At 74.4% G+C, this 14159-nt stretch carries 11 protein-coding genes; 3 read left to right on the forward strand and 8 right to left on the reverse strand.

The window, feature by feature from the left end; translation table 11 throughout:
• Nucleotides 1-378: 378 nt before the first annotated feature.
• Nucleotides 379-831: an FxsA family protein gene (locus tag BJP25_RS05635; protein WP_233157922.1), complete on the forward strand. Its 453-nt coding sequence runs from the start codon at nt 379-381 to the stop codon at nt 829-831.
• A 78-nt stretch (nt 832-909) separates the two neighbouring features.
• Nucleotides 910-1449 carry a hypothetical protein gene (locus BJP25_RS05640; RefSeq protein WP_075973691.1) on the forward strand — a complete coding sequence of 180 codons (540 nt, stop codon included), beginning with the start codon at nt 910-912 and terminating at the stop codon, nt 1447-1449.
• Here the strand turns inward: BJP25_RS05640 and BJP25_RS05645 are convergent.
• From BJP25_RS05645 to BJP25_RS05675, 7 genes are all read right to left on the reverse strand, one after another.
• On the reverse strand, nt 1446-2273 hold the full coding sequence (locus BJP25_RS05645) for an NUDIX domain-containing protein (RefSeq protein ID WP_075973692.1): 828 nt from the start codon (nt 2271-2273) through the stop codon (nt 1446-1448). The genes BJP25_RS05640 and BJP25_RS05645 overlap by 4 nt on opposite strands.
• Before the next feature lie 4 nt (nt 2274-2277).
• A complete protein-coding gene (locus tag BJP25_RS05650; RefSeq protein WP_075973693.1) occupies nt 2278-4788 on the reverse strand; it encodes a DEAD/DEAH box helicase in 2511 nt (836 codons plus the stop codon).
• Nucleotides 4789-4954: 166 nt separating this feature from the next.
• Nucleotides 4955-5410 carry a hypothetical protein gene (locus BJP25_RS05655; RefSeq protein ID WP_075973694.1) on the reverse strand — a complete coding sequence of 152 codons (456 nt, stop codon included), beginning with the start codon at nt 5408-5410 and terminating at the stop codon, nt 4955-4957.
• Nucleotides 5411-5591: 181 nt separating this feature from the next.
• Complete coding sequence (locus BJP25_RS05660) at nt 5592-6416, reverse strand: metallophosphoesterase family protein (RefSeq protein WP_075974105.1); 825 nt, start codon at nt 6414-6416, stop codon at nt 5592-5594.
• 118 nt (nt 6417-6534) lie between these two features.
• Nucleotides 6535-6999 (reverse strand): (2Fe-2S)-binding protein, encoded by a 465-nt coding sequence (locus BJP25_RS05665; RefSeq protein ID WP_075973695.1) that lies wholly within the window; start codon nt 6997-6999, stop codon nt 6535-6537.
• 5 nt (nt 7000-7004) lie between these two features.
• Nucleotides 7005-9170 carry a xanthine dehydrogenase family protein molybdopterin-binding subunit gene (locus BJP25_RS05670; protein WP_075974106.1) on the reverse strand — a complete coding sequence of 722 codons (2166 nt, stop codon included), beginning with the start codon at nt 9168-9170 and terminating at the stop codon, nt 7005-7007.
• A 137-nt stretch (nt 9171-9307) separates the two neighbouring features.
• Nucleotides 9308-9700, reverse strand: a complete 393-nt coding sequence (locus tag BJP25_RS05675; protein WP_075973696.1) for an ATP-binding protein — start codon at nt 9698-9700, stop codon at nt 9308-9310.
• A 260-nt stretch (nt 9701-9960) separates the two neighbouring features.
• Between BJP25_RS05675 and BJP25_RS05680 the strand changes: the two genes are divergently transcribed.
• Nucleotides 9961-10317 carry an STAS domain-containing protein gene (locus tag BJP25_RS05680; protein ID WP_075973697.1) on the forward strand — a complete coding sequence of 119 codons (357 nt, stop codon included), beginning with the start codon at nt 9961-9963 and terminating at the stop codon, nt 10315-10317.
• On the opposite strand, the gene BJP25_RS05685 is transcribed toward BJP25_RS05680, so the two are convergent.
• The gene (locus BJP25_RS05685; protein ID WP_084793702.1) at nt 10308-14054 is read right to left on the reverse strand and encodes a SpoIIE family protein phosphatase; all 3747 of its coding nucleotides are present in this window, start codon (nt 14052-14054) and stop codon (nt 10308-10310) included. The genes BJP25_RS05680 and BJP25_RS05685 overlap by 10 nt on opposite strands.
• Nucleotides 14055-14159: the final 105 nt, after the last annotated feature.

Raw genomic sequence — 14159 nt, forward strand, 5'->3', positions numbered from 1 at the left:
GCGACGGGGTCAGGTGCCCGGGCGCGGGCGGTGGAGCGCACCTCATCGTGCGGGAGCGGCCAGGTGCACGTCGGTGTGCCCGAAGCCGAGCGCTGCGGCCGCCGCCGTGTGCCGGTGGGGGCGGGCGGGTGCCGAGCGTAGCGTCGAACCCGGGGTCATCCGGGCGTTCTCATGACAATAGTGTGAACTCGGCGTTATCGGCATAGGGCGTTGCGCCCGCGTGGTGAAGGCCACGAGGTCTTGACTAGTCGCCTGAACTGGTGATTGTGGGCGTGACCAGCCATTTCCCGACGTCGGGATCGTTTCGGCCCGCCCGTCCGTTGTACTGGTGTCCGGCGAATCCCGCCGGGTCGGGTGTCGTCCGAGGAGCGTAACGCCGTGCCGATCGCTGTGCTGGTGCTGCTGGCCGCCGTCGCCGAGGTCGCCGTGCTGGTGACCGTCGGCGGGCTGATCGGCCTGCTGCCGACGATCTTGTTGCTGCTGGGCGGGACCGCGCTCGGCGCCTGGCTGCTGCGCCGCGAGGGCACCAGGACGGTGGCCGCGCTGCGCGAGTCGGTGCTGCTGCGCCGCCCGCCGGAGCGCGAGCTGGTGGACGGCGTGCTGCTGGCCGCCGCGGGCGTCCTGGTGTTCCTGCCCGGTTTCCTCAGCGACCTGGTGGCCCTGTTCCTGCTGCTGCCGCCCACCCGCGCCCTGGTGCGCGAGCGCGTGCTGCGCCGGGCCCGGGCCCGCGCCGGGCGCCCGGTGGTGGTCGACTCGATCGTCGTGGAGTCCGAGCGGGTGCGCCCGGAACCCCAGCGGGTCATCGTGATCCCGCCCGCGCGCCCCGAGTGACGCGCCGGGTTCGCTCGTTGGGGTGAACGCCCGCCGTGTCCGGTTGGGAGGGACCGGCGCGGTGGGAATCATCCGCACATGCAGGTTCTCGGCGCCGCCCTCGCTCTGCTCCTGTCTACCGCGCAGCAGTTCTCCCCCGCGCCCGCCCAGACTGTGCCCACCCGGACTGCGCCGGCGCACTTCGCCCCGGTGTACGTCTACGACGGCTCGGCCGTGCCCGCGGGCGCCCGCGTGATGACCGTCCCGTTCGAATGGGGACAGTCGACTTCGGTCGTCGTGGTCGCCACCGGGCTGCTCCCGGGACGGGCGTACGGCGCGCACGTGCACCAGCGGGCGTGCGGGCTCCGGCCCGAGGACGCCGGTCCGCACACCCAGCACCGCGTCGACCCCGTGCAGCCGTCGGTGGACCCGGTGTACGCGAACCCGCGCAACGAGGTGTGGCTCGACTTCACCACCGACCGCGCGGGCAACGCCGTCAGCATCACCACCGTGCCGTGGCGCCTGTCCACCCGCCCGGCGAAGTCGCTCGTCCTGCACGCCGAGCACACCCACACCGACCCCGGGCACGCGGGCACGGCAGGGGCCCGCGTCGCGTGCGCAGGCCTGCGCGAGGGCTAGGGGAGCCGGTCGAGCAGCCAGCGGGGGCCGAGGATCTGCGCGCCGACGTCCTGGCAGCGCGCTTTGAGCCCCCGGTCGGCGGTGACCACCCAGCAGGGCGCGTTCGCCTCGGCCTGCGCCACGATCTCGTCGTCGCCCTCGCCAGGGGAGTCCACGACCACGACGCCCTCGACCGACCCGATGCCCTTGGCCTGCCCCTCCACCACCAGCACGGCGCGCGGGTACGCGCGGTCGAGGCCCGCGAAGTCGGGCACGCCCGCCCGCACGACCTCCGCGAGGCCGTCGCGCAGGCGGGTGGCGGCGCCGGGCCGGTCGCGCCACCAGCCGTCGGGCCGGGAGCCCATGACGTTGGCGCAGTCGACGACGAGCGTGGGTTCTGCCAAGAGGGTCACCAGTTCCGGCCAGGTCGCAGCGAACGGTGGGAACAGGGTAAGCCGGGGCACGCCGTCGAGCGGGACCCACGCCGCGGCGCGCGTCTCGGAGTTGCCCGGCCGCACCTCGGGCATCGCCGCCGCCACCGCCAGCACCGTGGTGTAGCTCCAGCCGCCGTGGTCGACGACGCGCTCACCGAACGGGCGCAGCAGGCCGGGGTCGAGCGTGCTCTCCTCCCCGACCTCGCGCAGCGCCGCCTCGACCGCGCTCTCGTGGCTGTCGCGGGCCCCGCCGAAGGTGCCCCACGTGCCCCCGCCCGGGGTCCAGCGCGCCCGCTGTTGCAGCAGCACGTGCCCGTCGCGCACGGGCAGCACCCCCGCCGCGCCGTAGCGGCCCCAGTGCAGGTGGCCCTGCGCGCACCGGGTGACCCGGTCGCCGTCCCCGACCGCCACCGGGCTACAGCTCGCCCGCGGCGGTGATGTGCAGGACGGCGGTGCCCGCCTCGTCCGAGGCGGCCAGGTCGACCTCGGCGGTGAAGCCCCAGTCGTGGTCGCCCGCCGGGTCGTCGAAGACCTGCCGGACCAGCCAGCGCTCGGGCTCCTGCTCGATGGTCAGCAGCGCCGGGCCGCGCGCGTCCGGGCCGACCCCGATCTGGGCGTGCTGGTCGAAGTAGGGCAGCACCGCGTCGGCCCACGCCTCGGCGTCCCACCCGGTGTCGCCGTCGAGGGCGCCCAGGGCGTCCCAGTCCCGGCGCGCGCACAGCTGCACCCGGTGGAACAGGGCGTTGCGCACCAGCACGCGGAACGCCCGGGGGTTGGTGGTGATCGCGGGCGGGGTGTCGTCGACCGGCTCGGCCAGGTCCTCGGGGTCGCCCGCGGCGGGGTTGCTCAGCTTCTCCCACTCGTCGAGCAGGCTGGAGTCGACCTGGCGGACCAGCTCGCCCAGCCACTCCACCAGGTCGGTCAGCTCCTCGGTCTTGATGTCGTCGGGCACCGTCTGGCGCACCGCGCGGTAGGCGTCGGCCAGGTAGCGCAGCACCAGGCCCTCCGAGCGGGCCAGGCCGTAGAAGGAGGTGAACTCCGCGAAGGTCATCGCCCGCTCGTACATGTCCCGCACGACCGACTTGGGGGACAGGTGGCTGTCGCCCACCCACGGGTGCCCGCGCCGGTAGGTCTCGAACGCCGCCGACAGCAGCTCGGCCAGCGGGCGCGGGTGCTTGACCTCCTCCAGCAGCTCCATGCGCTGGTCGTACTCGATGCCCTCGGACTTCATCGCCGCCACGGCCTCGCCGCGGGCCTTGTGCTGCTGGGCGGAGAGCACCTGGCGCGGGTCGTCGAGGGTCGACTCCACCACCGACACCACGTCCAGGGCGTAGCTGGGCGACTCGGGGTCGAGCAGCTCGAAGGCGGCCAGCGCGAACGGCGACAGCGGCTGGTTGAGGGCGAAGTCGAGCTGGAGGTCGACGGTCAGCCGGACCCGGCGGCCCTGCTCGTCGGGTTCGTCGAGCTGCTCGACCACGCCCGCCTCGCGCAGGCCCCGGTAGATCGCGATGGCCCGCAGGATGTGCTTGCGCTGGGCGGGCCGGTCCTCGTGGTTGTCCTCCAGCAGGTGGCGCATGGCCGCGAACGCGTCGCCGGGGCGGTTGATGACGTTGAGCAGCATCGAGTGGGTGACCTTGAAGCTGGAGGTCAGCGGCTCCGGCTCGGCGGCCACCAGCCGCTCGAAGGTCGGCAGGCCCCAGGAGACCATGCCCTCCGGCGGCTTCTTGCGCACGAACTTGCGCCGCTTCTTCGGGTCGTCGCCGATCTTGGCCAGCGACTTCTCGTTCTCGATGACGTGCTCGGGCGCCTGCACCAGCACGGTGCCCAGGGTGTCGTAGCCCGCCCGGCCCGCGCGCCCGGCGATCTGGTGGAACTCGCGGGCCTTGAGCAGCCGGGTCCTGGTGCCGTCGTACTTCGACAGCGAGGTGAACACCACGGTGCGGATCGGCACGTTGATGCCCACGCCCAGGGTGTCGGTGCCGCAGACGATCTTCATCAGCCCGGCCTGGGCCAGCCGCTCCACCAGCCGCCGGTACTTGGGCAGCATGCCCGCGTGGTGCACGCCGATGCCGTGGCGCACCAACCGCGACAGCGTCTTGCCGAACCCGGAGGAGAACCGGAAACCACCGATGAGCGCGGCGATCCGGTCCTTCTCCTCCCGGGAGCACACGTTGACGCTCATCAGCGCCTGCGCCCGCTCCAGGGCCGCGGCCTGGGTGAAGTGCACGACGTAGACCGGTGACTGGTTGGTGGTGAGCAGCTCCTCCAGCGCCTCGGTCAGCGGGCTCATGCCGAACGAGTAGAACAGCGGCACCGGCCGCTCCACCGAGGTCACCACCGCCGTCGGCCGCCCGGTGCGCCGGGTCAGGTCGGTCTCGAACCGGGAGACGTCGCCCAGGGTGGCCGACATGAGCACGAACTGCGCCTGCGGCAGCTCGATGATCGGCACCTGCCAGGCCCAGCCGCGGTCGGGGTCGGCGTAGAAGTGGAACTCGTCCATCACCACCTGGCCGACGTCGGCGCGGTCGCCGTCGCGCAGCGCGATGTTGGCCAGGATCTCCGCGGTGCAGCAGATGATCGGCGCGGTGCCGTTGACGCTGGAGTCACCGGTGACCATGCCGACGTTCTCCGCGCCGAAGGTGTCGATGAGCGCGAAGAACTTCTCCGACACCAGCGCCTTGATCGGCGCGGTGTAGAAGGTGCGCTTGCCCTGCGCCAGCGCGGTGAAGTGCGCCCCGGTCGCAACCAGCGACTTGCCCGACCCGGTGGGGGTGTTGAGGATGACGTTGGCCCCCGAGACGATCTCCATGACCGCCTCCTCCTGCGCCGGGTACAGGCTCAGGCCCTGGTCCCCCGCCCAGGTCTCGAAGGCGTCGAACAGCGCGTCGGGGTCGGGGGAGGCGGGGATCCGCGCGGAGAGCGTCATGGTGCTCCCGATGGTGCCAGACCCCGCCCCCCAGCACGCGCGACGGGACCCGCTCACCCCGCCCCGCGGGCTGTTCACCCGAGCTGCCACCTGGTGTCCCGGCGGCCGTGCGACCGGCTCGGGGACGGTGCCGGGCGGGGACGAGGGGGTGGGCGGCGGGAGGGTTCTAGAACCGGTTCCCGTGGAGGACGCTGCGCACGGCGCCGATGACGGAGCTGGCCTGGGGGAGGGTGGGGTTGGCCGGGTCCGGGGCGGTGGCCCAGTGCGCGACCTCGTGCGGGGTGGTCGCGGTGGGGAGCATGACCAGGGTGGTGACCGCCTCGACGGCCAGCGGCAGCGGGCGGCGCGAGCCCTCGGGGAAGGGCTGGACGAGGAAGGTCCAGTCGGTGCGCGAGCCGGGGGTGGCCAGCACCGGCCCCGCCAGCATGCGCAGCCGCAGCCACCACTGCACCTCCGCGCCCAGGCCCGCGGCCACCCGCAGGCCGGTGACGTGGTCGCCGGACAGGTCGAGGTAGACCCCGTGCTCGTCGCCGTCGGCGGGCCAGCCGAGGCCGCGCCGGTAGGCGCCGAGGTCGAGGCCCCCGGCCGGGGTCGTGGACTGGGACAACTCCGCCGCGGTCATGGCGCGCCACCTCTCGCGAAGGCGACCGGTCGGGTCCCGGACCCCTGTCTGGCCCGCCGGGCCGGTCCGCCGCTGTGGGTACAGCATGGCGGTGCAGATCACACGAGAGCTATCTCAACTGGTCATAGCACTAGCGGCATACATGGCGGGGCTCGCGGCGTCGGCGCAGGTCAGACCGCGTTCACACCCGCTCCGGGGTGGGAAGTATCCGCCGGAGCAGGCCGTGCGGGTTCCCGTGCCGCTTCCACTCGCGCGGGTAGCCCAGCGAGACCTCCTGGAACTTCACGCCGTCGTGGTGGGTGATGCGGGGGATGTGCAGGTGCCCGTAGACCATCCCGGCCGTGGGGTAGCGGGTGTGCCAGTCGGCGGTCAGCTCGGTGCCGCACCACTGCGCGAACTCGGGGTAGTGCAGCACGCGCGTGGGGTCGCGGACGAGCGGGTAGTGGTTGACGAACAGGAACGGCACCGAGGGGTCGCAGGCGTCCAGCCGCTCCCGGGTGATCGCCACCCGCTCGCGGCACCAGTCGTCGCGGCCGGGGTGCGGGTCGGGGTGCAGGTAGTACTCGTCGGTGCAGACGACACCGGTCTTGTGCGCGTAGGCCAGCGACTCCTCCTTGGTGGCGGTGCCCGGCGCGCGGAAGGTGTAGTCGTAGCCGATGAACAGCGGGGTGATCCGCACCGGGCCGCCGTCGCCCTCCCACACCGGGTACTCGTCCTCGGGGGTGACCACGCCCAGCTCCCGGCACAGCGCGACCAGCGCCTCGTACCGCGCGACGCCCCTGGCCTGCACCGGGTCGTCCTTCATCGTCCACAGCTCGTGGTTGCCCGGCACCCAGATGACCTTCGCGAACCGCTCGGCCAGCAGCCCCAGCGCCCAGCGCACGTCGGTGGTGGTCTCCGCGACGTCCCCGGCGACGATCAGCCAGTCGTCGGGGGAGTCCGGTCGCAGTCCGCGCACGATCTCGCGGTTCTCCTCGTAGGAGATGTGCAGATCGCTGATCGCCATCAGGGTGCCCACGGCCCGATCTTCGCATCACCGGCCGGGGGGCGTGCACCCCACCGGGGTGCTCGCCCTGTGCACTGGGTCACGGTGGGGGCGCGGGGCTCAGCGGCCCCGCATCAGCTCAGCGGCCCTTCATCAACTCGGCCGCCCGCTTGATGGCCTGCCGCACCCGGAAGTAGGACCCGCACCGGCACACGTTCTCGATGGCGTCGATGTCGGCGTCGGTGGGTTCGGCGGTGCGGCGCAGCAGCGCGACGGCGGCCATGATCTGCCCCGGCTGGCAGTACCCGCACTGGGCCACGTCCTGCTCCAGCCAGGCCTGCTGCACCGGGTGCAGCACGTCGCCGTCGGCCAGGCCCTCGATGGTGGTCACCGACCGGCCCGCGACCTCGGCCACCGGGGTGACGCACGGGTTGAACGCGGCGCCGTCGAGGTGGCTGGTGCACGCCTTGCAGACGTTGATGCCGCAGCCGTACTTGGGCCCGGTGACGCCGAGCTTGTCCCGCAGCGCCCACAGGGTCGGCAGGTCGTCGGGCGCCTCGACCACGACGGGCCTGCCGTTGACGGTGAAGCTGTGCTGGGGCATGCGGGTCACCTCGGGAAGGGCTCGAAGTCGACGGGGAAGTTGATCGGGAAGCTGCGCGGCCTGGTTCCGGTCGCCCTGGCGTAGGCGTTGGCGATGGCGCCCACGGCGGCGGGCACGCCCAGCTCGCCCGCGCCGCCGGGGTCGCCGGTGCCGGGCAGGACGAACACCCGGACGTCGGTGGGGGAGTCCTTCTGCCTGGCGTAGTGGAACTGCGAGTAGCTGCCCTCCAGCGGCAGCCCGCGGTCGATGTGCAGGCCCGCGCGCAGCACCGTGGAGATGCCGTCGGTGAGCCCGCCGAGCATCTGCGACTCCAGGCCGCGCGGGTTGACCGCCCGCCCCACGTCCACCGCGATCGTCGCGCGCACCACCCGGGGCGCCCGCGGGTCGCGCGCGTCGACCTCCACCAGGTAGGCGGTGCAGGACTTGTACTCGTCGTGGAAGCCGATGCCCTGGGCGAACCCGGCGGGCAGCGCCCGGCCCCACTGGCCCTCGGCGGCGGCCTTGGCCAGCACCGCGCGCTGCCGGTCGGACTTGAGCAGCTCCCGGCGCAGCGCGACCGGGTCGCGGCCGAGCGCCCTCGCGATCTCGTCGACGACGACCTCCTCCGCGCCGCGGGCGCTGGCCGAGTACACCGACCGCCAGCTGCCGGTGTGGAAGCCCAGCGGCACCTCGGTGAGGGTGCGGGTGGTGACCCCTAGGTTGTAGGGCGACTTCACCGTGGTGAGGAAGACGACGTTGGCGAAGGTCAGGTTGCCCGCCACCGGCAGCTGCGCCGCCTCGGCGGTGATCGCGTCGCCGACGCCGTGCCCGAAGTCGGTCTCCACGCTGGCCACCCGGTGCTCGATGCTCACCACGGCGCCCAGGGCGTGCACCGCGCGCAGCTTGTGGTGGCTGGCCGCGCGGGCCCGGCCGTGGCGCATGTCGTCGATGCGCGACCACATCAGCTTCACCGGCCGCCCGGCCGCCTTGGAGATCCTGGCTGCCTCCACCGCGGCGTCGCCAAAGAGCCTGCGGCCGAACGAGCCGCCGCCCTGCACCACGTGCACCACGACCTTGTCGGCCGGCAGACCGACGGCCTCGGCGACCTGCTGCTTGACCTGGATCGGGGACTTCAGCGCCGACCACACCTCGGCCCGGTCGGCGCGGACGTCGGCGATGGCGGAGTTGGTCTCCATCGGCGCGTGGCTGACGAAGGCGAAGTCGAACTCGGCGTCGACCGCCTTGCCAAGCAGGGGCGGCCCGCCGAAGCCGGGGGCCGCCGCGCGCAGCTTGGCGCGGATCGTGCTGTCGGACTCCGCGTCAACCGTGCCGGGGCCCCAGTCGACCTCCAGCGCCTCCTTGGCGTCGAGCGCCTGGCCGAACGTCTCGGCCAGCACGGCGACCCCGGTGGGCACCACGGCGACGTCGACCACACCGGGCATGGCCCGCACGGCGGCCTCGTTGCGCACCGCGCGCACGGTGCCGTTGATCGTCGGGGGCCTGCGCACCATCGTCGGCAGCGCGCCGGGCACCTGGATGTCCAAGGTGTACTTCTGCTGGCCGGTGACCATGGCCCGCGCGTCCACCCGGGACGTCGGCGTGCCCACCACGCGGAAGTCGCGCTCGCGCTTGGGGGTGGCGATGCCGATGACCAGCGACGGCTCGGCGGCGGCCGCGGCCAGCTCGCCGTAGCCGACCCGGCGCCCGTCGGCGGCCACCACCTCGCCGTCGCGGGTGCTCAGCGACCCGGTGCGCAGCCGGGCCGCGGCCGCGGCCACGAGCCGGGCGCGCGCGTTCGCCGCGACCTGGCGGATCGGGCCGTAGACCGAGCGGATCGTGTTGGAGCTGCCGGTGAGCTGGTTGAACAGCAGCTCGGGCCGGGCGTCGTCGAGCTCGACCCGCACCCGCGCCAGCGGCAGGTCCAGTTCCTCGGCCACCAGCATCGCCGCCGCGGTGGTGATCCCCTGGCCCACCTCGGCGCGCGGCAGGCGCAGGGTCGCGGTGCCGTCGAGGTCGACGCGCAGCACGAGCATGTGGGCGGTGGGGGTCCCGGCCAGGATCAGCACGTCACCGAGGTCGAGGATCTCGGCGGGCTCGGGCAGCGAGGGGATCGCCGCCTCGGCGTCGGGCGAGGCCGACAGCAGCTCACCCGCCACCGTCAGGGTCGGGGCCGCCACCAGCAGGGCGAGCATGGTGCGCCTGCGGAACCGGGTCACCAGCGCCTCCTTGAGCCAGGTGGAGACCCGACTCTAGGCACGTGACCGGTGTCGCACAACGCGGCGTAGTCAACCCGCGCCGATTGGTCACGACGGGTACGTCCGATTCGGTGTTATCGCGCGCGGCGCTTCAACACTTCGACGTGGGTCTCCCGCGTGCCGTCGGCGCCGAGCCAGGCCGTCGCCTCGTCGGTGAGCGTCTTGAGCACGTGCCAGCCGAAGGAATCGGTGGAGGGCAGCCGCCCGGTCTTCGACGGCGCCGCCGCCCGCACCCTGATCCCGTCGGGGGTGCGCTGGAAGGTGCAGGTGAGCTGGGCGCCGGGCCGGGCGAGGGCGATCACCTGCGAGCAGACCTCGTCCACCGCCAGCCGCAGGTCCGCGATCTCGTCCACGGTCAGGTCGGCGCCCATGGCGACCACCGCCGCCACCCCGCGCACCACCGGCAGGTTCGCGAACTCGGCGGGCAGCCGCAGCTCCACGTCCGCCCTGGTGTCCGGCACAGTCATGCTCCCCCATCTCCCCCGCGGCCCGCGACCCGCGCTGCGCGTTCCCTGGTCATCCCCGTCCCCGCCGGTCGTCGCGGCGCACGGGACCCACCCGGCCACGGCCGCGTGCGGATGGTGACTACCCAGCTCGTCCCGTTTCGACACAAGCCCGCTGACCCCCTCGTGCGCGCGGTCCCCCGGGGGCGCCCCTTAGTATCTGCCCGGGGCGTTGAGCAGCCAGCGGCCCTCGTCGTCGTGCTCCGCTGTCGAGAAGGGCTGCCATGGGTTCCGAGCTGTTGACCGTCGAGGTGGCCGAGCAGGCGGGCGTGGTGCTGGCGCGGGTGCGCGGCGAGGTGGACATGGGCACCGCCCCCGCGCTGCGCCGGGGCCTCGACGAGGCCGCCGAGCAGCGCACCGGCGAGCAGCCGGTGGTGCTGGACCTGTCCTCGGTGGGCTTCCTGGCCTCGGCCGGGCTCGCGCTGCTGGTCGAGTTCCACCGCAGGCTCACCGGGGAGGGCGGCGCGCTGCGCGTGGTCACCCAGGGGGGGCCGGTGCTGCGCGCCATCCAGGTCAGCTCGCTGGACAAGGTGCTGACCGTCTACCCCTCCGCCGACGCGGCGCTGGCCGCTCACGGCTGACCCCCGCGCCGCACGCGGTGCCGGTAGAGCAGGGCGGCCACGTCGTCGTCGTGGCCGCCGGTCGGCACCAGCTCGGTGATCACCCGGTCCAGCACCGCGTCCAGCGGCCCGGTGCGCGGCGCGGCCACCAGCGCCCGCACCGCCCTGGCCATGCCCACGTCTACCAGCTCGCCGCGCCGCTCGACCAGCCCGTCGGTGTAGAGCATCACCGTGCAGCCCTCCGCCAGGTCGAGCACCGCCTGCGGGCGCGGCGCGGGCAGCAGCACGCCCAGCGGCACCGAGCTCGCCGCGTCGAGCAGCGCGTGGTCGCCGTCCGCGCCCACCACCACGCCCGGCAGGTGCCCGGCCGAGGAGTACACCAGCTGCCCGGCCTCGTGGTCGACGATCGCGCAGAACACCGTCGTGCACACCGCCCCGGGCAGCTGCTCGGCGAAGTCGTCCAGCGCCGTGAGCACCTTCGCGGGCGCGTTCTCCTGCTGCATCAGCGCCCGGCAGGCGCTGCGCAACTGGCCCATCACCGACGCCGCGCGCAGGCCCCGGCCCACGCAGTCGCCCACGACGACCCCCACCCGGTGCTCGCCCAAGCGCACCACGTCGTACCAGTCGCCGCCGACCTCCAGCGGCTCCAGGGCCGGTTCGTAGCGCACCGCGAACCCCTCGGGCAGCTCGGTCGGGCCCAGGATCGACCGCTGCAGGGTCATCGCGACCAGCCGCTGCTCCTCGAACGAGCGCGCCCTGGTCAGCGCCAGCCCCAGCTGCGCGCACAGCGACACGAACAGGTACCGGTCGACGTCCGACACCCGCTGCGGCGGGTCCAGCTCCAGCCACACGGCGGTGTCCGCGCCCGCCGAGTCGAGCCGGTGCGCCACCCCGGCCGAGCGCCCGCCGCCCGGCGCGGGCACCACCTGCGGGGCCCGGGTGGCCCGCGCGGCGCTCATCGCCGAGCGGGCGGGCCCGGGCAGCGCCTCCCACGCCCGGCCGTCGGGGTCCGCGAGCACCACCGGCCGCTCCAGCTGGTCGGGGTCCTCCGGGTCGACCTGCCAGCCGACGACCACCGCGGGCCGGGTCGACCACGCCGCGCCCAGGCCCCGCACGCCCGCCGTCAGCACCTCCCGCACGTCGGTGGCGTCGGCCAGGGCCGCGGCGAAGGTGGCCTGGGCGGCGTCGCGCTCGGCGGCCACCCGGTCGGCGGTCACGTCCCGCACGGTGCCGACGAACAGCGGCTCGGTGGCCACCCCCTCGGGCTGCTCGGGCTGGGCAACCTCGTTGATGCTCACCGCCAGCCACACCCGGCGGCCGCTGGCCCGCCGGGCGGGCACCAGGAACCGCCCGCCCGCCCCGGACAGCGCCCGGTCCAGCTCCTGCTCCAGCCGGGCGGCCTCGCGCGGCTCGGCCTCGGTCGCGGGCCACCACGGGTAGGGCCTGCGGTAGGGCAGGCCGCCCTCGTCGAAGCCGAGGATCTGCCCGCAGGCGGAGTTCATCTCCAGGATCGTGCCCCGGGCGTCCATGGTGAAGAAGCCGTCATCGAGCGACTCCACCAGCGCCGCCCGCCACGCCGCCTGCCGGGTGCGCAGCCGGGCCAGCTCCAGGTTCGACCGCACCCTGGCCACCAGCTCCTGCGCGGAGAACGGCTTGACCAGGTAGTCGTCGGCGCCCGCGGCCAACCCCTCGATCGCGGCCTCCTCGCCCGCGCGCGCGGAGAGCAGGATGACCGGGATGTGCTTGGTGGCCGGGTTGCCGCGCAGCTCGGCCAGCAGCTCGAAGCCGTCCAGGCCGGGCATGAGCACGTCGCTGAGCACCAGGTCCGGCGCCGACCGGCGCACCTCGGCCAGCGCCTCGTCGCCGGAGGCGGCCACCCGCGCGTCCCAGTGCCTGCCCAGCAGCCTGCCCAGGAACCCGCGCAGGTCGGCGTTGTCCTCCACCACCAGCACCTGCGCGCCGCGGGTGGAGCGCGGGTCGGTGCGCGGCAGCGGCGCCGCCGGGTCCTCGCTCCAGCCCAGCGCCTCGTCCAGGTACGCCTCGGCCACCGCCTCCCGGGCGCCGGGGCCGGGGGCGGTCGGCGCGTCGCCGTAGGGCAGCAGGACGGTGAAGGTGCTGCCCACGCCCGGCTCGCTGCGCACGGAGATCTCCCCGCCGTGCAACCCCACCAGCTCCGCGACCAGGGCCAGCCCGATGCCGGTGCCCTCGCGGGAGCGGGCGGCGGGCTCGCGCACCCGGTGGAAGCGGTCGAACAGCTTGGGCAGGTCGGCGGCGGGGATGCCCAGGCCGGTGTCCTCGACCGACAGCCGCGCCCGGTCGCCGTCGTCGGCCACGCGGACGGCCACCGTGCCCTGCAGCGTGAACTTGAGCGCGTTGGACAGCAGGTTCAGCACGATCCGCTGCCACATGTCCCGGTCCACCGACACCTCGGCGGGCAGCGCGGGCGCGTCCACCACCAGCCGCAGCCCGGCGCGCTCGACCGCGGGGCGGAACACGTCCGCGATCGCCGCGGTGAACCCGGCCAGGTCGGTGCCGCTGCGCTCGGGGCGCAGCGCGCCGCTCTCGATCCTGGTGAAGTCGAGGATGTTGTCCACCATGCGGCCCAGCCGCGCGGCGTTGCGGCGGACCAGCTCCACCCGCTCGCGCTGGGCGGCGGGCAGCGGCTCGTCGACGTCGGCCAGCGCGTCCTCGGCGGGGCCCGCGATGAGCGTCAGCGGGGTGCGCAGCTCGTGGCTGATGTTGGTGAACAGCTCGGTCTTGGCCCGGTCCAGCTCGGCCAGCGCCTCGGCCCGCCGCCGCTCGGCGCCGTGCGCGGCCGCGTTCGCCAGCGCCCCGGACACCGCCGCGGCGACCAGGTCCAGGAACTCCCGGTAGCCGCCGCTGAGGTCGAGCATCGGGTTGACCCCGGTGACGAGCACCCCCAGCACGCCCGCGGTGGACGTCAGCGGCAGCGCCAGCGCGCGCGGGTCGCCCGCCCGCGACGGCAACCACGCCGCCTCGCCGTCGGTGACGACCGTGCGCAGCACCTCCGCCTCCGCGTCGGTGCCCGCCAGGTCGACCGGCCGCGGCTCGGCCCGCACCCCCGCGGCACCGGCCGGGCGCAGCGGGCCGCCGCCCGCGGTGAGGTAGACCACGGCGTGCGGGACGTCGTCGGGGTTGTCGCCCAGGGTGGCCGCGGCCACCCGCGCGACCCGGTCCAGGTCGTCGAGGCCCGCCAGCGCGCCGCCCAGCTTGCCCAGGGTCCGCATCCGCCGTTCGCCCAGCACCCGCCCGGTGGTCTCGGTGACCAGGCAGAGGACACCGCCCACCACGACGTCGGCGGGCCCGGCGCCGTCGACGAACACCGGGTCGTAGGAGACGTCGAAGTAGGTCTGCTCCAGGAACCCGTGCCGCTCGATGGGGAACGGGTGGTCCTTCGCCCAGAACGACCGCCCGGTGCGCAGCACCCGGTCCAGCAGCGGCTCCAAGACCTCCCAGAGCTCGCCCCAGTTCTCCCGGGCGGGCCTGCCCAGCGCGCGCGGGTGCTTGTCGCCGATGGTGGGCGCGTAGGCGTCGTTGTAGAGCGCGATCCGCTCCTCGCCCCAGAACAGCACCATCTGCTGCCGCGAGGACACCATCGTCCGCACCACCGACCGCAGCTGCGGGTCCCACCCCGGCACCGCGCCCAGCGGGGTGGCCGCCCAGTCCAGCGCGGCCATCAGCCCACCCACCGGATCCGGGCCCGCGAACACCCGCTCGCCCTCGTGCTCGACCCCCACCCACCCGCCTCTCTCCGCGCCGCGAGGACAGTATCCGTGGCGGGCACCCGCTCCGCACACCACGATCCACAGGCCCGCACCCACCACGGGTCGCGGACCGCGCCC

Origin of the sequence: Actinokineospora bangkokensis, from assembly GCF_001940455.1 — a bacterium.
Lineage (GTDB): Bacteria > Actinomycetota > Actinomycetes > Mycobacteriales > Pseudonocardiaceae > Actinokineospora > Actinokineospora bangkokensis.

Coding starts and splice junctions, on each gene's coding strand:
- BJP25_RS05675 (WP_075973696.1), bottom strand. CDS start 9,700: ATGACTGTGCCGGACACCAGGGCGGACGTGGAGCTGCGGCTGCCCGCC.
- BJP25_RS05670 (WP_075974106.1), bottom strand. CDS start 9,170: ATGCTCGCCCTGCTGGTGGCGGCCCCGACCCTGACGGTGGCGGGTGAG.
- BJP25_RS05640 (WP_075973691.1), top strand. CDS start 910: ATGCAGGTTCTCGGCGCCGCCCTCGCTCTGCTCCTGTCTACCGCGCAG.
- BJP25_RS05660 (WP_075974105.1), bottom strand. CDS start 6,416: ATGGCGATCAGCGATCTGCACATCTCCTACGAGGAGAACCGCGAGATC.
- BJP25_RS05650 (WP_075973693.1), bottom strand. CDS start 4,788: ATGACGCTCTCCGCGCGGATCCCCGCCTCCCCCGACCCCGACGCGCTG.
- BJP25_RS05655 (WP_075973694.1), bottom strand. CDS start 5,410: ATGACCGCGGCGGAGTTGTCCCAGTCCACGACCCCGGCCGGGGGCCTC.
- BJP25_RS05680 (WP_075973697.1), top strand. CDS start 9,961: ATGGGTTCCGAGCTGTTGACCGTCGAGGTGGCCGAGCAGGCGGGCGTG.
- BJP25_RS05665 (WP_075973695.1), bottom strand. CDS start 6,999: ATGCCCCAGCACAGCTTCACCGTCAACGGCAGGCCCGTCGTGGTCGAG.